This window comes from Rhizobium sp. ERR 1071, from assembly GCF_007828675.1.
Lineage (GTDB): Bacteria > Pseudomonadota > Alphaproteobacteria > Rhizobiales > Rhizobiaceae > Rhizobium > Rhizobium dioscoreae.
Window position 1 is genome coordinate 98,682 of sequence record NZ_VITM01000008.1, and the last position, 18,961, is coordinate 117,642.

Annotated in this window: 13 protein-coding genes; 5 read left to right on the plus strand and 8 right to left on the minus strand. The window is 53.5% G+C overall.

Annotated features, from left to right (window positions below):
- The 3 genes from virB9 to virB11 are packed head-to-tail and all read left to right on the plus strand — an operon-like array spanning window position 1 to window position 3,036.
- Complete coding sequence (gene virB9, locus FBZ99_RS24205) at window positions 1-879, plus strand: P-type conjugative transfer protein VirB9 (protein ID WP_186450350.1); 879 nt, start codon at window positions 1-3, stop codon at window positions 877-879.
- A complete protein-coding gene (gene virB10 / locus FBZ99_RS24210; RefSeq protein ID WP_145635412.1) occupies window positions 869-2,038 on the plus strand; it encodes a type IV secretion system protein VirB10 in 1,170 nt (389 codons plus the stop codon). The genes virB9 and virB10 overlap by 11 nt, the downstream gene beginning before the upstream one ends.
- A gap of 8 nt (window positions 2,039-2,046) precedes the next feature.
- The gene (gene virB11 / locus FBZ99_RS24215; RefSeq protein WP_145635414.1) at window positions 2,047-3,036 is read left to right on the plus strand and encodes a P-type DNA transfer ATPase VirB11; all 990 of its coding nucleotides are present in this window, start codon (window positions 2,047-2,049) and stop codon (window positions 3,034-3,036) included.
- 937 nt (window positions 3,037-3,973) lie between these two features.
- Here the strand turns inward: virB11 and FBZ99_RS24220 are convergent.
- Window positions 3,974-4,804: a glycosyltransferase family 25 protein gene (locus FBZ99_RS24220; protein WP_246661193.1), complete on the minus strand. Its 831-nt coding sequence runs from the start codon at window positions 4,802-4,804 to the stop codon at window positions 3,974-3,976.
- A 1,100-nt stretch (window positions 4,805-5,904) separates the two neighbouring features.
- Between FBZ99_RS24220 and FBZ99_RS24225 the strand changes: the two genes are divergently transcribed.
- A complete protein-coding gene (locus FBZ99_RS24225) occupies window positions 5,905-6,837 on the plus strand; it encodes a class I SAM-dependent methyltransferase (RefSeq protein WP_145635416.1) in 933 nt (310 codons plus the stop codon).
- Between the two features lie 119 nt (window positions 6,838-6,956).
- Window positions 6,957-8,084 carry an acyltransferase family protein gene (locus FBZ99_RS24230; protein WP_145635419.1) on the plus strand — a complete coding sequence of 376 codons (1,128 nt, stop codon included), beginning with the start codon at window positions 6,957-6,959 and terminating at the stop codon, window positions 8,082-8,084.
- A gap of 147 nt (window positions 8,085-8,231) precedes the next feature.
- Here FBZ99_RS24230 and FBZ99_RS24235 read toward each other — a convergent pair whose 3' ends face one another.
- The 7 genes from FBZ99_RS24235 to FBZ99_RS24265 are packed head-to-tail and all read right to left on the minus strand — an operon-like array spanning window position 8,232 to window position 18,960.
- Window positions 8,232-9,371: a rhamnosyltransferase WsaF family glycosyltransferase gene (locus FBZ99_RS24235; protein ID WP_145635422.1), complete on the minus strand. Its 1,140-nt coding sequence runs from the start codon at window positions 9,369-9,371 to the stop codon at window positions 8,232-8,234.
- A 2-nt stretch (window positions 9,372-9,373) separates the two neighbouring features.
- Window positions 9,374-11,833: a class I SAM-dependent methyltransferase gene (locus FBZ99_RS24240; protein WP_145635425.1), complete on the minus strand. Its 2,460-nt coding sequence runs from the start codon at window positions 11,831-11,833 to the stop codon at window positions 9,374-9,376.
- Window positions 11,834-11,837: 4 nt separating this feature from the next.
- Window positions 11,838-14,324, minus strand: coding sequence for an HAD family hydrolase (locus FBZ99_RS24245; protein WP_145635427.1), 2,487 nt, complete (start codon window positions 14,322-14,324; stop codon window positions 11,838-11,840).
- On the minus strand, window positions 14,293-15,555 hold the full coding sequence (locus FBZ99_RS24250; RefSeq protein ID WP_145635429.1) for a glycosyltransferase: 1,263 nt from the start codon (window positions 15,553-15,555) through the stop codon (window positions 14,293-14,295). The genes FBZ99_RS24245 and FBZ99_RS24250 overlap by 32 nt, the downstream gene beginning before the upstream one ends.
- Before the next feature lie 57 nt (window positions 15,556-15,612).
- Window positions 15,613-16,719 carry a hypothetical protein gene (locus FBZ99_RS24255; RefSeq protein WP_145635432.1) on the minus strand — a complete coding sequence of 369 codons (1,107 nt, stop codon included), beginning with the start codon at window positions 16,717-16,719 and terminating at the stop codon, window positions 15,613-15,615.
- Window positions 16,716-18,152, minus strand: a complete 1,437-nt coding sequence (locus FBZ99_RS24260; protein ID WP_145635434.1) for an ABC transporter ATP-binding protein — start codon at window positions 18,150-18,152, stop codon at window positions 16,716-16,718. The genes FBZ99_RS24255 and FBZ99_RS24260 overlap by 4 nt, the downstream gene beginning before the upstream one ends.
- Window positions 18,142-18,960: an ABC transporter permease gene (locus FBZ99_RS24265; RefSeq protein WP_145635436.1), complete on the minus strand. Its 819-nt coding sequence runs from the start codon at window positions 18,958-18,960 to the stop codon at window positions 18,142-18,144. The genes FBZ99_RS24260 and FBZ99_RS24265 overlap by 11 nt, the downstream gene beginning before the upstream one ends.
- Window position 18,961 lies beyond the last annotated feature (1 nt).

The window sequence follows — 18,961 nt, forward strand, 5'->3', positions numbered from 1 at the left end:
CTGAAACATCACTGTTTGATCGCACTGCTCCTGACTGCTGGCTGGCCATCGGCAGCCCTTGCGCTGGAAACGCCGCGCGGGGCCTCCCAGGACAGTCGGATCCGCTTCGTCGACTATCAGCCTTACAATATTACCAGGATCGTGGGCTCGTTGCGCTCCTCCGTCCAGGTGGAGTTTGCCGCCGACGAGGAAATTGCCCATGTGGCGCTTGGCAACACGGTCGCATGGGAAGTGGCGCCGGCCGGCAATATCCTCTTCCTGAAGGCGCGAGAGAACCAGCCGGTCACCAACATCTCCGTGGTCACGACACGTCGTGACGGTTCGACGCGCAGTTACCAGATGGAGTTGACGGTCCGAGACGGTCCGGTTGCGGTCGGCCAGGATACTTACTTCTATGTCAAATATCGCTATCCAGCCGATGATGCCGAACGCCGTCGTCAGGAGGCGCTCGCGCGAACCCAGGCAGCACAAGCCGGACAAGCCGACACAGTGCTGGCTTTGCACGAGCAATATGGACCACGCAATTGGCGTTATTCAGCGCAGGGATCAGGAGCGTTGGAGCCGAACGCTGTTTATGACAACGGCAAGATCACGACCATCGCCTTCACCGGCAATCAGGAAATCCCGGCAATCTATATGGAAAACTCCGACGGCACCGAGAGCCTGGTACCTAAGTCGGTTTCCGGTGACCTCGTGCTCGTTCATGCGATCAGTCGCAAATTCATTCTGCGGCGGGGAGGAGACGTGCTCTGCATCTTTAACGAAGCTTACGATCCGACCGGCATCGATCCCAACACCAATACGACATCGCCTTCGGTCGAGCGCGTCGTGCAAGCGCAGGCGGCTGGTGCCGCAACAGGAGGAGCCCATGGCGGATGAGGCGGAAGACCGTATCCCAGGTGAGCGCGCCGAGACGGATGTCAACCAGCGAACTGAGGGCCGTCCATTCCTGAAGCGCGGTGGCGTGGTTCTAGCGATGGTCGCCTTTGTTGCGTTTTCGCTGTGGTCGATGCGTGACCGGCAAAAGGCTGAGACGAAAGAGCCCGACCATGTCGTCATTCGCCAGACGGCTGACTTCGAGCCGGCGAAGGAAGAGGTAAAGCCGGCGACACCCCTTCCTGAGGTGTTGCTACCGACGCCTGCATCAAAGGAGCAGGTCACACCCGCTGAGGACACCTTGTTGGACTCCGCCCGCCGTGCGCCCGTCATGGCCTATAATGGACAGCAGTCATCATTGCAACGCCGCGACACAGCAGCCGCGATGTCGCAAGACCCCGGTTCCAATTACCTGCCCGTTCCTGGCAGCCTTGGAGGCGCCCAACCTGAAACCCAGGACCAGCGTTTCGACAGGATGTTGACGCCGACTCATCTGGAAGGATCACGTGCGGGCACGCTCGGCAATCGCGACTTCATTGTCGCTATGGGAACTTCCATTCCGTGCGTGCTCGAGACGGCGCTCGCTTCCGATCAGCCGGGCTTCGCCAGCTGCGTCATCAATCGCGATGTTCTTTCCGACAACGGCCGCGTGGTCCTGATGGAGAAAGGAACTCAGATCGTCGGAGAATATCGAGGCGGCTTGAGTCGCGGCCAGAAGCGCCTGTTCGTGCTTTGGAATCGCGCAAAGACGCCAAAAGGTGTGATTATTACACTCGCCTCGCCTGCGACCGACGCACTCGGGCGGGCGGGCATGGATGGCTATGTCGACACGCATTGGTGGGAGCGCTTTGGCAGTGCCATACTGCTCTCCATCGTCGGGGACGCGACGACCTATGCCGGCAGCCGGCTGCAGGATAGCGACGTTCAAGCGCAGAATACGGTGACGGCTGGCCAGCAGGCGGCAGCGATCGCCGTCGAGCAATCCATCAATATTGTGCCGACATTGACAAAGCATCAAGGCGAACTCGTCTCGATTTTTGTCGCCCGCGATCTCGATTTTTCCGACGTCTATAGCCTGCGTGTCACCGAACCCCGCAACAGGATCCTCGATCGGGCGGTATCGGGGGATTTCGGGCCTCGATCAACGCTCGTGACCAAGTAGGGCGGAAGATGGCGGAAGCTTCAGATGCTCGTGTGGTGCGTGAATTGCTTTTGCCATTGTCTCGCTTCCTGAAGGACACGTCGCTGTATGAGATCGTCGTTAACCGCCCAGGTGAAGTCCTGACCGAGGGAATGGAGGGATGGCGACGCCATGCGCTGCCGGATCTTAGCTTCGAGAAGCTCATGCGTCTGGCCCGGGCCATCGCAAGCTATTCGAACCAGGCAATCGACGAGGCCCGGCCAATCCTGTCGGCCACCTTGCCAGATGAAGAGCGGATTCAGATTGTTGTTCCGCCGGCAACGAGCAAGGGCACGGTCAGCGTCACGATCAGAAAGCCGTCGTCGGTGACGCTGACGTTGGATGATCTCGAAAGGGGTGAATTATTTTCCAATGTCTCCTCGTCGAACCGTCATAGCGAATCCTCCGATGCGAGATTGGACAAGATCCTTAAGGCAGGCGATTACGCGACGTTTCTGCGTGCGGCGGTTCTTGCGCGCAAGAACATTATCATCTCGGGGGCGACCGGATCGGGCAAGACCACCCTGTCGAAGGCATTGATCCGGCATATCCCGGAGCATGAGCGGATAATCTCGATTGAGGATACGCCGGAGCTGGTCATCTCGCAGCCCAATCACGTTAAGCTTTTCTATTCGAAAGGAGGGCAGGGGCTGGCGAAAATCAGCGCGAAAGATCTGCTCGAATCGTGCCTCAGGATGCGACCCGATCGCATTCTTCTACAGGAGCTGCGCGACGGCTCGGCCTTCTACTACATCCGCAATGTCAATTCAGGACATCCTGGATCGATCACAACGGTGCATGCCGATTCTGCCGCGCTGGCGCTTGAGCAACTGACGTTGCTCGTAAAAGAGTCGGAAGGAGGTCGTGACCTTGAGCGCGGCGATGTTCGTAGTTTGCTGAAGGTCGCGGTCGATATCATTGTGCAGTGCAGGCGGATCGACGGGAAGTTTCGGGTGAGCGAGATTTACTTTGAGCCGTGATTGAGCGGAGAAATGTTTAGTTCCTGCATTTTGGTTTGTTCGCTTCAGCCGAGGCTCCTTGTAAACGGAAAACAGGTCTAGCCGATTTTCTAGAGCTTTCCTTTTCTTCGTGTTCAAGCGAACCGCCTCGCTCATCGGAAAACTGAGCCGGAAAATGGCCGATGTGAAAGCGAATTCGGGGTACGTGAGCGCTCTCCAGGGCCACACGCCGTCTTTCGTCGCGCAGCCTCGTAGTTGCCCGCAGGTTATCCGAAAAAAATCGAGAGCATTGGCGTGCAAATACTTTGATTTCGCAGTGGCGAGCCGGTCGATCGCAGCATCATCGACTTGGCAATGACGCTTTTAGTGTGTTGCTGAGCGAAAAGGCGATTTCGTCAGTCGCTTTGGGATTCTAATTGGTTTTCTATATCGGCTTCCGTTACTAATCGATTTTCGATGCGAAACTTACGGTTTCGATGAGGCTTATGCCCACTGTTAATCAATTTTCGATATGATTAATCGTATATAAGCGTTTTTCGATACGGATAATTGATTTCCGATATAAGCGATTTTCGATATTATGCCTCGAAAATAATCATTTTTCGATGATGTAACTTGTTTTTCGATGCGGAAATTCGATGCGGAAAGAAGTCGGCATGACAGCCAATCCCACAAATCGAGCGGAGAAATGATTAATCCCTACGTTCTACGTTGTTCGCTTCAGCTGAGGTTCCCTGTAAACGCAATATGGGTGACCGAAGTGCCCCTTTTTGACCAGATAAGGGAACGGCATCATTTCGGTATAAGGGGTGGAATGCCTCGGAATTTGCAATTAGGAGAAGCGGGCATTCGAGAACCATAATGGGATGTGAACCGGTGCGGGCTACTAAGATTGCGCGGGCGTTTCATTTTCCACTCATCAGGTCCATCCTATTGGGGTATTTTGTGTGCCGCCACCCTACGGCGTCGTCAGCACGTACGCGATGCGCCGAAAGAAATCCACGGTTCGGAAGACGTATGCTGGTATACGGCGCCACGCAGGCGCCTTGGCAGCGCGATAATCGCGGCGCAAGCCGATCATCGTCGTTCGCTGCAGCCGGCTGAAACTGGCGATATTTGTGCGGGTGCTGACGATGGATATATTCATGTCCCAGCCACGCTCCACGGCCACATCCCAGGGCAGCGACATGATGGCCAGCGACTTCACGATCTTTTCGGCGCCTTTGCGCGTGACGAGATAGCAGGCCGTCGAGCCTTGCGGACCAAAAAGGCAGCGCCCGATGATATCGCCCTTGAGGCTGTGTGCCACGGCGCGAAAGCCATTCCAGCGGTGGTTGACGAGCTTGATTAGGTCGGCATTGGGTGCAGCGTTCTTTGCCGTCACCGCGCGTGCAAGGAAATCGACATCCAGCGCGACATCGTCCTCGATGATGACAGCGATCGCGTCGCCGCCCGCCAAAAACCGGTGCAGCGCCAGCAGATGACTGCGATAGCAGCCGTATTCACCCGGCAGTATGGTGCGACCGTGCCGCCGCTGGAAACGATCATGATCGACGTCGATCCACTCGTCGCGTGGAATGAGAGCGCCGTCGACGCCGTGGATACGCTCGAATCGAAAACCGAACTCGTCGCTCTGCCGCTGAATCTCCGCCAGTCGCTCGGCCGCCCGGTCGATATTGATAAGATAAACCGGCATGGTTTGTGACGGTGCAAAAGAAGTTTCGGCGAGCGCAGTTACGGACATCGAGCACACTTGATTATTTCCATCGGCGCAAACAGCCAGCGCCAAGCCATATATGATTGCGCATCAGCATAGAAGCCAGTTCTTATGCCGCGCTTCTCATTCTTGACTCCAGCCGCTATCAATCAACCGTGATATGGCGACCGGCCTAGAGGCTGACGATTGCGCCAGCCTCAAAGCTTTAGTCAAGGGCGGACAATCGCAGAAGTGGTGTCGCTCGCCCAAACGATGAGCAATCCGACAGAAATCCCAAACAGAACAAGCAAAGCACCGACGCCTAGAAGCCAAATGAGCCGCCACTCCGAAATGGCCGGTAAGACTTCCTTGTGATCTTTCGCGACCGTTTGCTTGAGGGCAGTTACGTGGTTTTGGACTTGGGCGTCAACCTAGCCGGCTATAACAATCGTCTCATCGGTCTTTGCCATCTGTTTCGCATGGTCATCGAGTCGCCGATGAATGACCGCACGGCTCTGGTGCGCGTTTTCCTTCTCCTCCTGAAAATCCTCTCTGATTCGGTCAAGGCCTTCTTCATACGGCGGAGAGCGCGCATGGTCTCGTGTAGCAGATCGCTTTGCGCCGGTATTCAATTCGGGCTTGCGCGGCAGGAGGGATCTCAGGGCGGGTGCGATCACATAGAAGAAGGCACCAGTCGATAGAAGGAAGAGAGGCTCACGCGCGCCGACATCACCAGCATTTCTGCCGCTGACCGAACCTATTGCGGGCCGTGAGGTAGTTGCTAAATGGGCGATCTGTTTGCAGGATCGTTACCGGCGTTGCCAGGCTGGGCGTTAGTTTCTGCCATCCGCCGCACGCTTTCTGCAGTGTCGTCATCTGACTGCCATCGACCTGAGAGTGTCAGAGACTCCGGCCGGAAGGTGTCTAGCTAGTGGACGAATGCCAAGAAAGTCGTGCTGACTCACCTCCATAGAAATGCTGAAGGGAAGATTGGGATGCGCCGAAGCACTCGTCCCGATTAGGGGGAGTTTTGGCTTCAGGGCTTCGCGAGCCTCAGCTCGCACTCCTTACAGATGGTCTCGGAAAATCAGAAGTGAAAAAAATGTCGTCGACGACGGATAGATTTATGGTTGCGGTTGTCTCTTCTGATTGGTACGACAACTCTAAGAGGATAATATGATTGGGGGATCATAATGGGCGCGATCGATACAATTCTCGATTCCTACAGGCCGACCGGAGAAAAAGCGTTCGGACCAATTGACCGCTTGTTCTCAACGCTCAGTAAGAGCGACATATCTCTGGTCGAGCGATTGGCCGCTGAAAATGGCATCACTTTACCTTCCAAGGACAGCCAATACCGATACTGGATTGTCGAAATTCTGCGAATAGGGGCCAGCCTTGACCATGAAATCTCACGGAAGACAGGCCTGATCAATAAGGCGCCACCCAGTCACGTCCACAGCATGCAACGCATAGATATGGACGTCGGATCGCTCTATCATCCAAATCTGATTGACGAAGTTGTCAATTCCGTGGGTCGCAGGGTTGAGGGACGAGTTCTTGATTTCGGCTGCTCCTCCGGGCGTGTGGCGCGGGTCATGAGAGCAGCTTACAAGACGCTAGAGCTCTATGCGTGCGATCCAGAGGCTGGCACCGTAGAGTGGGCTAAGAACGCGTTTCCAGGCATAGAATTTTCTACATCGCCGTTTACGCCACCCACAAAGTATCAATGCTCCTTTTTTGATCTTGTTTACGCAATTTCGATTTGGTCGCACTTCGACGAACCGAGCGCGATGGAGTGGTTCGAGGAAATGAGTCGCGTCATCAAGCCGGGCGGCCTGTTGTATTGGACGACGCACGGACGCCAATCGCTGGCCCATTGGCAAACGCTAAACACGAGGCCTCGCGGCCAACTTCAATACCTAGCGTCAAGACTTGTCGTCGATGGCTTCGTATTCGAGAGGGCTTATGAAAGTGACTGGGGCGCTGACGTTAGTCGTTGGGGCATGACCTACATTGCCCCTGAGTGGGTGCTGACCAAGCTTCTCGGAAAGTGGCGAGTTCTGCAATATCGCCCTGGCTATGAGAGCTGGAACCAAGATGTCTACCTTATGGAGAGGGTGTAGCGACCCTCTCTTTACCCCTATTACGTGGGCGGTTCGGCCCCGGCACTCGCAATGTCCAACAATTTTAGTTACGCGAGCCACATGATCGAGTAATTAAAGCTCGAGCTCGGAGCCGACTGATGGGAAAAAATAAGGACATTCAAGCACTGCGCGGGATTGCGGTGCTTATGGTATTTCTACAGCATTATCGAAGCCGGCTTCCGACACCCGAGTGGTATCACGGCATTTTTACTTATGCGGGCTTCTGGGGGGGCGTTGATCTATTTTTTGTCATATCCGGCTTTGTGATCGCTCGGTCGCTAATCAATAGAGGTGACTGGGGCGATGGTCACAAGTTAACCGGATCTTCGCTGAAGGACTTTTGGCTCAGGCGCTTTAACCGGCTGGCTCCAGCAGCGTGGTGCTGGATCGCACTTTCTACCGTACTGTCGCTGAGCACGATAAGCATGTCGTATGGCGGGACCCTCGCGACGGCATTGACCAGTGCCGCGTCGGCATTAACGGCAACCTCAAATTTCTATTGGTCTAACTGTATTGTTGCACACAGAGTCGGCAGTAGCTGCATGAATCCAGACTTCAACGGGGTATTTTGGAGTTTATCTCTGGAGGAGCAATTCTATTTTCTATTTGCAGTACTTTCCTTCTTTTTCACGTATTCACGACTTTATAAAGTTTATTGGGCGATTCTACTTATCTCGCTGGCCGCAAACTATTTTCTTATTTCCGGTACATTTTCTCTTGCTTGGGCATTACGCCCTCAAGGTTTGATAGTCGGCGTGCTGCTTGCGATCCACCATGACCGAATGGCCGGCATTGTCGAGCGGCTTTCGCATCGGGTCAGAATTGTCGCTTGCATGCTGACCATCGTGCTCATTTGCTTTGTCTCCGCGCGGATGGACCTCAATTGGTCAATCCCGCTATTGGCGATAGCATCCGGCCTAGCGGTCTCTATTTCTCTACCTGACGAAGCAATATCGAAGGGACGCGTCGGACTAGTGCTACAATGGATTGGGGATAGATCATACTCCTTGTACCTCTGTCATTTACCAGCAATTATACTTGTCCGCGAATTGCTGTTTCGGATTTTTGGTGTCCAGCTTGTAAATTCGTCCTCAAATGCTGCTTTCACAATAACCTTCTCGATGGCACTGATTTTGGCATTGTGCGCAGCCAGTCTGAGCTGCATGTACATAGAGAATAACCATCGTATGAAAATCAGCAGGAGTTCCGTTCAGGCCGCCGCGTAGCCGCTGAACTTTCATCCAACGGCGATTAGAGCATCGGCGATGCCCAAAATTAAAATCGTCATGGATCGGCTCCTCTTCCTTCAACGACGGATCATCATACTCGATGTCCTCGGAAGGGCGGCCCATTCCATAATCAACACCTAGATTTCAGCCATTTTCAAAAAAAGCAATATAAGCCTTACTTAGCCGATGGCGTAATCGTAGCCATGCTGATGACGTTATTTCAATCCCGCCAGCTGTACGTGAGACCGTTGCAATGGGCGGCGCCCGCAACATTTGGCGAAATGCAAGTGCGCTTGCGTCCAATTCACTGGCCGTTTCGCCTTCAATTGAATTCCCGAGCGTCGGCGACCTGTTCAGCTTGGCTGCCAAGCCTTCATCAACCGCACGAATCATGACAGCTGCCAGAGAAGCGGGGTCCGCCGGTGTCAGGAGGAAGGCCTCCATTAGGGCATCCGCGCGCGTATTCTCCGCGTCAATGTCGACGACTGGCAACCCGCAAGCCGCCATTTCAAATGGAATTCGGGAGGGATTGCTGGCGCTAATACATAGGCCAACTGCAGCTTTGTTGTAGAGATCCGCGCAAGCATTGTGTGTCAGAACGCCAAAGTGCTTAGTTTCGAGACCGGGTGCGCGTTTCGAACCGTAAGACCAGATTTCTATGTCAGGACGTTGTGTCCTGACAATCTGCAACGCCGCCTGAGCAAGTGCAGCGCAGCGACGGGGTTTTTCAGGTTGATGAAGATAGCAGATCGCTTTCGATCGCTGGCTGGAAGGCGTCTGTTTATAGATATTGGTATCAACCGTAAAAGGCAGGACGAAGGGCTGCTGACTAGATAAGCTTCCAACCTTGTTTGCTAGCCACCGACCCAATACTATTGGCGTCAACCCTAGACGATAGCTTTGCTCGGCCCTCAGAAATTGATCGCCATGAGGAAAGAACCAAGGTTCATAGTCTTGGATGAAATAGGCCTTGTACGGAGCGGTAGACGCAGCAACGTCAAAGGCTGTCTGCCAAGAGGTGGCGACCGCAATATCGGCATCCTTGGCGATCGCCTCATGCCCAAACTCAACGTCAATGCCCTTCTTCGTCAGCAGCGTTCGTAACTCGCGAAGCCGAGTTCGGCGGGATGAAAGGGGTGACGATACATGTCGCAAGTCCACGCATGCGATACAGTTATAACCGTCAGCAACCATGCGCTCCATGTGAGCATAGATCGTTCTATGTCCTCCGGACGCGACGATGGGAAATGGAATCAGCCAGCGTGCCGTTAGCTTGTGCTGCATTATTATCTAAACCAGAATTTGGACCGTGGCTTAGGTGCCCGGCGCTGCAGCTCAGTGAGACGCTGTTCGGCGATTTGATAAAGTTCCTGTCGTTCTGCGCTAAGGCGTTCTAATTCGGCGAGACGCAGTTCGGCAATTTCATAGAGTTCCTGTCGCTCTGCGGCGAGGCGTCTTGTTTCAGCGAGACGCTGCTCGGCAATTTCAAGGAGTTCCTGTCGCTCCGCGCCGAGGCGTCTTGTTTCGGCGAGACGCTGTTCGGCGATTTCAAAGAGTTCCTGTCGCTCCGCACCGAGGCGTCTTGTTTCGGCGAGACGCTGTTCGGCGATTTCAAAGAGTTCCTGTCGCTCCGCGCCAAGGCGTCTTGTTTCGGCGAGACGCTGTTCGGCGATTTCATAGAGTTCCTGTCGCTCTGCGCCGAGGCGTCCTATTTCGGCGAGACGCTGTTCGGCGGTCTCGTAAAGCTCTTGTCTTTCCGTAGCGAGGCGACGAATTTCCTTCAGCCGCTGGTCCGCAACTAAATTTAGATCGGTGAACAATAGGGCAGACCGCTCTCGTATGGCCGTCCAATCACGCATTGTAAGCGTGTACATGAGTCCAGTGTCTAAGCAGCCTGCCCTTAGGCAATCCAAAGCAAAGGCACAGCGACTGCCGATATCTGTCAACAGGGATATTTCTGGCAGACCGAAACTCAGCGGGTTATCGACAGTACCGATGACATTCGTCCAGTCGCTCAGAAGACCGGCTCGCGTCACCAGCAGGCCTTGAGTCCAGTAATTCTCCGCGGCCTTACGGTCATCGCGTTGCAATGCCATGACGCCGAGAGTGAACCAAGCGTTACAGGTCTTGATCAGAAGCAGCGGACTGAATTGAAGAGCATCGTAACGCGTAACTGCCAGGAGAGCGCCTTCAGCATCCTCCATTTTACCATTCATCAATAATAGCTGAGCTTTCAAGTAGGTCAGCGAGACACCCCAGCGAATACCAATCGGGCTATCAGGAAGTATCGCGATTGCATCGGTCAGTCGAATGATAAATGGTTCTCGCGTGGATCCTGTCGGATCATCGAGAAGACGGTATCCTAGTACAGCCAGTCCAGCGGCGGCATCGATCGCCGGCATATTTTCTGATTCGATAACTGTTTGAGCAAGCTCGAAAAGGGCATCCTTCGACTGCAGCCGCCAAGGCATTGCAATCAGCGACTTATAGAGCCAGGGATTGGCATAATCTCGCTCGATAGCCAGTACGTTATAGCCTTCTAGCGCATTGTGATCTGGAAAAGATGTCTCGCGGTAGGCCGCGTCCCGATGCGAAATGGGATCCTTCATCGCGGTTGCCAAAAGCCATTCCGCGTCATCAAGCATGTTGTCATCTGGCTCGTTACGCACATCCCATATGCGTCGCGCACCCCCGTGGCATTTAAAGCCTCCGCCCGCCGTCTGCCCAAACACCTCATCGAGAAGGAAATGGGCTGACAATTCGCGCGTTAGTCGCTGACGATCATAGACCTGCAAGTGATAGGGATTGGGATCGGTACCCGTTTCATCCACCCATAGGTTTGGGACGCTGACCATGAGGCGGCCCGTTGGGCGTAGCACGCGCAACGCCTCCCTAATCACAGCTTCAGGATCACTTATATGCTCCAACGTTTCGAAGGAGGTGAAAAAATCCACGGAATTATCGGGTATTGCTCGAAGATTCGTCGCCGAACCTACCTGGAAATGAAGCCTATCGTTCTGATAATTAAGCTTGGCGTATTCGACTGCGAACTCATCGAGATCGATACCGGTAATCAGGGAAGCTTGAGAGCAGGCGGCAAGCATCGCCGCGCCGTAGCCGAGACCGCAGGCGACATCGACAACCACATCGCCAGGTCGAATCCGCGATGCCGCCTGGTGATAGCGAACCATGTGGCCATCGGATCGGCGACCGCTCTCGCGTGCCATATCCATATGCAATGAGCGTTCGGCTATTAATTTCTCATACGGATAATAATCGAGCGAGGCTTGCGGCACCTTCTGCATTAACAGAGTGCCTGAGCTGCCCTCGAATTCGAGGCCGCTATAGGAAAGCACATCGAAATAACGTGGGCTTTTTCTGAAGCCATGCTCGACAAGCTTCGTCTCCCACCAATGGCGTGGCCTATAGGTCGGAAATGCGCCCTCCGCTTCGTAGCTGACCTTTAAAACGATGTCACGGACGTTGAGTCGCGCGGCTGTCGCGCAAAAGACATCAAATTGCGCTTCATCAAGCGTATCGAGAGCATGGTAGGCGATAATCGTATCGGCACAACCTTCTAAAGCATACGTGTCACCCAGAAATGTTTGGAGATTGATTATTTCTGAGCGGATCCCCCGCTGTCGCAAATATGTCGTTGCGGGAGTAGAGTCTCCTGCAATTTCCACGAAAGACCGTATGCCGACAGCTCTCAGTATGTCTTCGACGAAGCTCGCAATTTTATTCATGAATTCACCTTATCCCGAGCGGTCTATTCAATCGTCTCCTAGCCGCACGAGCGATCTTAACAACTCGATTCCAGTGGTTTTCTCTCATAATGAGACCACGAAGCGAGATACAGGAAGCAGACGGAATGTGTCGCTTTTTCAGTCGAGCGACGATCCGAAGCGCTCGATATGATAAATAGAGCGGCAACATGTCCCCTGCGCTCAGGGGAGCCGTCAACTCATGCAGTTGAACGATTTTTCCTTGACGGCGCCCTTTCTCGATCATCGATTGCATACCGTCCATGCCCAACGTCTCCAGGCTATTCGTTGCCATTGCAGGCTTCGGAAGAGATGACTGAAGGCGTTGCGACGCCGGTTCATGCCAAACAATCCAAGGCACCAACGGCTGATGTACGGGCGGCAATAGACGCAGACCTTTAATAATAGAAACAGCCGCCTGACCTGTCCTACCGAATCGTGAGCGAACGAGTGCATAAGGCCAGAAAGATCGCGCGATTAGCCGGAGTATTTGGCGCGGCCGAAATAACGGTAACCCAGTTTCAGCTAGCGAAACGATTTCGGAAGAGCCGAGATCGGAAACGTTCTTAATACGAGAAATCCAATCGGCTTCTTCTCTGTTCGGGAAGCGTACCGCGCGCGCGACGCTCGAGCGGGCGTACGGCATTGCATCATTGGCATCGATATCGAATATCCGCGAGGCCATAACGTAACGCCTTGCATATTCCAAGATGCCGCTCTGGACGCTCGCGATCGCCGGATCGGTCTTGATTTCAGTAAGGCGTGACAGTTCATCGTCTGCTTTAATTTCAGGTTCATAACGGCCGTCGCGCTCACGATAGCCGATCACAGTGCCATGCGGCGCGCGCGTCATAACTTCAAAAAGAAAGACAAATTCTAAAGCTGCCCAGCCATACCATTCGGCATGACCTTGATCGCACAAGCTCCAGTCGACCCAGCTCTGTCCGGTCTTGCGCGCGTGGGCGACAGCGTTCAAGCCGAGATACATGCCCATTATCTGCGGTCGGTTCCCGTGCCCTTCCACCGCAACCGCCAGATTCTCCTGAATTTGGGCGCCCCAACCGACATCGACAACCGAGACGCGATTGGACTTGAAGAAATTCATGCTTTCCAAATAGCCAAGCAGCCCTGCTTTGCCCTTCGCTGCCCGATCCCGCAAGATTTCGCGAAAATCATCGTGACGCAAACATGCGGCTAAAGGCGGCCAGCTCAGAAAATGCGGCGGTAGCGCGGCGTCAATGTCGAATATGCCAACGGATTGAGCGATCGACTTCAGCTTATCTTCTTCGATGCGAAGTGGCTGCAAGAGATTACGCAACGAGAAATGTCCAGTGTTGGCGAGAGAGGATGCTATCTCGCGCAATCCATAGTGGTTCTCGTCCATAGCCGCCAGAAAGGTCGACAGACGCGAGACCCCTAAATAATATGTGGCTGGCAGTTCCTCATCCTGATAGACCAATGGCGCCACTAGGTCAAAGATTTGCTTTAGCAACAGGCCTTCTCGAGCGAGGAAGTAGATCGCTTCTACGCCATAGCTCTTGTTTCGCGCTGCAATCGCATGAATAAAAGGCACAAGAATCGGGCCCAGCACTTTGAGGCCATAGGCTTGTTCCGGACTGCCTACTATGCCGGGTGCTGTCTGCGCATAGGCCGCAGCGCAGACGCCTTTCCAGGCCCGATCGCTCTTTTGCCTTGCGTAATCATACTCCAGCCTGTCGTAACGCCCTGCAAGCACTCTGTCACGTATGACAAATGCCTGAATCCCGGCTCTCTGCGCCATGACGCCGTCACTAATCGGATTGTCACCGGTATGGATAATTTTATCGGCCGGCACATTTGTCGCTTCGACAATGTGCTGGAACATCCGCCCGGTGTGCTTCAGCTTTCCGGTGTCGGCGGAAACGAACAACTGCTCGTACAGGCCGTCGAAGCCATGGGCCGATAATATCTTTTCTATATATTTCCGGCCAAGGTACATGTCCGACGTGAGGATTATGCGGGCGCCATCCGCTTTGAGGTCGGAGAGCAGCGTCAACATCACCGGATTAGGGAAGATCGAATCGATCTCCAGGTCGATTTCGCGCTTGATGAAATATTCAGCCAGCTCCTCGTCACCGTCGAAGGTGCCGCCGGCCAAGCCCCGCACCCAGGGCAGCATCATATCGTCGATATGAGCATCGACGTCCAAGCCTTGATCTACCAGCTTTTTTGCTGCCTCGAGGTAGGCATCGGATCGCGACGTAAATAAATCCGGGAAACTTATTATCCCGCGTTTGCGCAGCGCCTGGCATATCTCACGTCCAATCGCCTCTAACAGAGCATTCGGCGCTGCGCGCCGGTGGATGAGGGTGTCGAAGACGTCAAATGAAAATAGCAATGTGCGGTCATTCTCATGACGACGCCGAATTTCGACCGAGAGCTTATTAAAATCTTTAAAGCGCTTAAGCATATTTAATCTGGCCCGTTTTTTCACGTAGCCGGGCCTCTATCAGTCGTTCGTAAAGTTGAACATGAGCAGTGATAAATTTTCTGTGCGAATAAACGGTTTCCGCCCGCTGTCTTGCCGCCAAGCTCCAGCGAGCTAGGATACTGGGCACTAGGGCAGTATTCAACGCCTCTGCCAGTGCGGCTATATCCAAGGCCGGAACCGCAATTCCCGTCTCGTTCTGCACTATCATCTCGGGGATACCACCAACGCCGAACCCGACGAAGGGCACGCCACACGCCATTGCCTCGAGAATTGTCAGAGGCATATTTTCAGCCAGAGAGCAGAACAATAGAAGATCACTCGCTGCATAGATTTCAGCCAATTTGTCTGGGTTTGAGATATAACCTGTTTCAAATATGGCAAAACCTTCGAGCATCTTGCGGGCATCGTCGTCGATCACTCCAACGAGCATCAGCCGCGGCCGAACCTCTTCGTCGAAATGGCGCATTGCATTCAAGGCATGTTGAACACCCTTGCGTGGATCTTTGATGTGGCCGGCAGTCAACAATACGATCGGTCGATCATCGGGAATTGCGTGTTTCAGACGGATCGCTGTTCGATCAACCGGATGGAATCGATCGGTGTCAACGCCGTTCGGGATCACCACTGGCTTCTCATGGAGAAGACCGCTCGACATCGCAAAATCGGCCATCCACTGTGATGGCGTGACCATCGTCACGCGTTCGGTAGCGTGAAGACGCGCCTTCAATCCGCGAAGAAAATATGTGAAATCGAAACGCGTATCGATTGGCCACTCACCGATCTGAGGGCAAGAGCCGCAACCGATTTTATAACGCTCACACTCCATGGGATATAGACAGCCACCTGTCACGGGCGAGCAATCGTGCATCGTCCAGACAACCGGCCGCTTCTGCGATATGGTTTGCAGCGTAAGTGACGAAATTGCTGAAGAAAGATCGTGGAAATGAAACAGGTCGAACTGATCGATCCGTCCATTCCGATAGAAAATCGGAAGTTCGTAGGGGATGGCTTCCGGTAACGATAGCAGAGCTTTCGTGGAGTTATGCGCCTTGCGGATATAGCGCTCCAAGCTTCCGTATAGTGGGCGCCTGTGATCGTCATAACCTTTGCCGGTCCAACTGACCCAGTGTTGAGATGAATAGCCCTCTTCAAGCAACAGTTCACAGAGCTCTCCAGCGACCCTGCTTGCACCGCCTCCGAACGCATCGGCCTTACTAACTTGGCAAATCCGCATTTATCTCTCTACTATTCGGTTCAATGTCTGTGACTGTAGCTTGTAGTTATTGCAAGTCTAGGTATGTTGCCTCGGCTTACCTAACGAGAGATCCAGCCTTAGCAAGGCATGCCGAAGCAGCGACGCGAAAACTGGGGTGTCTCGTCGGAGCATGGCCCACGGCCAGCCGGATAGAGCAAGTCTTCTGGCAACTGAGCGGCGCGTCTCGCTACTGAATATCGAGAGCATCAGCTCGGCGGTCGATATTTTCTCTATATCGAGAAAATCACCTGACCCGAAACGCTCGTCTCGCCGGGTCGCAAAATAGAGTTCATACACTTTGCTGCTCGGCCTTTCTAGCAATGTCAGAGCTGCGTTTAACGCCACACCGCGGTCGGCCGTGTCGTCGAGACTGAAATTAACAGCAGCCAGCTCCATCTCGGCGCGCAATTGCAGCAGTCCTTCCCATATTCCTGAATCGAAAAGGTCGTTGCCTTGCTCTATTTCCGGAGTCGCGCTGCCGCCAGCGAGGTAGTAGCCAAGTACAGCTCCGCCATGGTGTGCAAGTAAAAACTCGAGCGGCGCGGTAAAACGTAATCGGCGCAGCAGTTTTTTGTTGCGATTTTCGGCCGGCAGTACGAACTCTTCTTTCGATATATTTGCCGCCTGATCAACGATGAAGGGCTGCAGATGAAAATACAAACCGTGCCATGCCATTTCTGGATGCAATCTCGCAAGATTGTCCTGAATGCTGCCGCGCCATCCGATGTCGGCAACAAATGCATCGTTATCTTTCGTCACGCCATTCTGGTCAAGATAGACGTTCAATGCTTGCCGTTGCGTTTTTCGCCGCTCTTCCAGCCATTGCTCTGCATCACCGTCTCCCTCGTAGCCGAAGCTGCTCAACATGGCCGTATCGCTTGACGTCCGGTATTGGCCGCGCCTGTATGACGACTTGGCATCTTCGACAGAAGAGAAACTTGGCAGGTAGGTAGACAGTCGGCTGACTGCCAGATGACATCCCAAGGGATAGTCGTCGGGCCGCTTTGCACGACTGCGCAGAAGTTCATACTGGCTGCTAAGCCACAGGCCCTCTCTTGATAGAAAATATATGCGCTTCGCACCAAGCGTTCGCGCACGCTGTCCCACCCAAATCAGATAGTGATGGAAGAACGGCGGGATCATCGCCCGCCTTCATCAGCAGAAGCTATGCTTTTCTCCGCATCTTGTACGACATCCCCCCGATTTGATGTCGTCTGCGCGATCGTACGTACCGACAGATCCGTTTCCGTGAGGGTCGCCGTCATCCGCATATCGCAAATTCCCCCAAAAAAATATTCGCGAATGGGCATCGTTACCGAAAAGAAGTTTGCTTCATCCTTCCAACTCAGTATCCGTTGGGCATTAAAATAACGGTCCCTCTCAAGAGAGACATAGGATTGTACCTCATAAAAACCGATGCCGAGCGAGCAATCACACTGCAATTCTAGGGAGAATTCTTCGTCCTTGTCGAATTCTCTGTCCCAGAAGATATCCCCGCGACTGCGCCCGGCCCAAATGGCGATATCCTGATTCAAGGTTCCCCATGAATAGATTTTGATGCCTTGCTTGTTTCTGATGCGGATGCCAACGTTGAGATTCTTCAACTTTTTGCGCGCGATTGCACGCATGCGAATGGTCATCGTCTCCCCGGGAGCGAAGACGTTTGCTTCCCGACCCTCGGCATCGTGGATGGTAACCGAGAGGATTTCAGCGTCGCCTGTGCCGAAATCAAAAGCGGCGGATTTTCTATCGTCGTCCTGCGTGTCCTTTTCGACCGAGACTTCCGCATTGGCTTCGCTTCGTGCCACAGCAACCTCATGAGCGAGCGATGCCGTCTCCTTTGAATGCAGAAGCTTACGATACTCCAGGACGACTTCGCTGGAGTTGCCCCACATTATTTGATTGCCATTATCGATCAGGAGCGCCTTGTCGGTCAGCGTGCGGACCGTTTCCTGATCATGCGAGACAAAAAGTAGGGTTACTCCCTTGGCACGCATGGCTTCAATGCGCTCGAAACAGCGCTTCTGGAATAAGTTGTCACCGACGGCCAGCGCTTCGTCCACGACCAGGATTTCGGGATCGACGTGAACGGCTACCGAGAAGGCAAGGCGCATCTGCATGCCGCTGGAATACGTGCTTACTTTCTGATCGACGAAGTCGCCAATCCCGGAAAAGTTAACGATATCGTCGTATCGTTCATTAATTTCTTCGCGCGAGAGGCCAATGATCGCAGCGTTAAGATATATATTGTCACGTCCGGTAAAGTCCGGATCGAAACCGGATCCAAGTTCGAGCAATGCGGAAATGCGGCCGACAACTCCAAGTTCGCCACTGGTCGGAGCTAATGTACCGCAGATCATCTGCAGCAAGGTCGATTTTCCCGAGCCATTGGTGCCGACGATTCCCACGGCACTACCCTTTTCGACCTCGAAGCTCACGTCTCGCAAGGCCCAGAAATCACGATGGAACTTCCTACGTCCCCGCCATAGGGTTTCCTTTAGGCGATCGGCCGGCCGATCGTATATTTCGTATTTTTTGCTGAGGTTTCGTGCGTGAATCAGAACGTTAGAGGACATCGGCAAAACCCTTCTTCGTCTTCATGAACCAGAAATAGCCCAGCGAAGCAATGGCAGAGGTAAAGACTATCAAGAGGGAGAGATGGACAAAATTCGGCATGGCGCCGTCGAACGCGACTTTGCGACACTCTTCGACGATCCATCCGATAAAGTTGAACTCCAGCAGCCAGCCATAGCGGTTTTCCAGCATCGAGGCAGGATAAAAAATAGGCGACATGAACATCAAGATGGTTATGGCGATGGGCACGACGTTGCGCATATCTCGCAGGAAGATCGTAAGTGAGGCGACAAACCACATAATGCCTAGAGCCGTAAGGACCAGAGGCACCAGCAACAACAACATAAATAACGAAGTTACATGTGGAGTACCGATAAAGATCGCGTAGCACAGAACGAAGAGTACTAGATTGATCGCAAAATTTCGCAACGCGGTAAACAGCGTGACATAGGACAATATTTCCAGCGGAAAGACCACTTTCTTGACAAATGCCACACGGCTGAGCACTAGCATCGGAGATTGCCCGATGCATTCGGCGAATAAATTAAAAATCGTCATGCCAAGAAAGATTTTGAGGGCTGAAGTTGCCGCAGACGCCTGAGCATCCGTCGACCATCGAACATTGAAGACGAATGCAAAAACAAAAGTATACATCGCGATCTGAATTAAAGGGCCAAGAAATCCCCAGAGCCATCCGAGATACGTGTTGGCATTCTTAGTCTCGATTTCGCGCACGCTGAGCGAGAGCACTAATTGCCGGTGGCTGATTAGCGGCTGGAAAAACAAAAAACCTTTGATTCTTTTTATCATT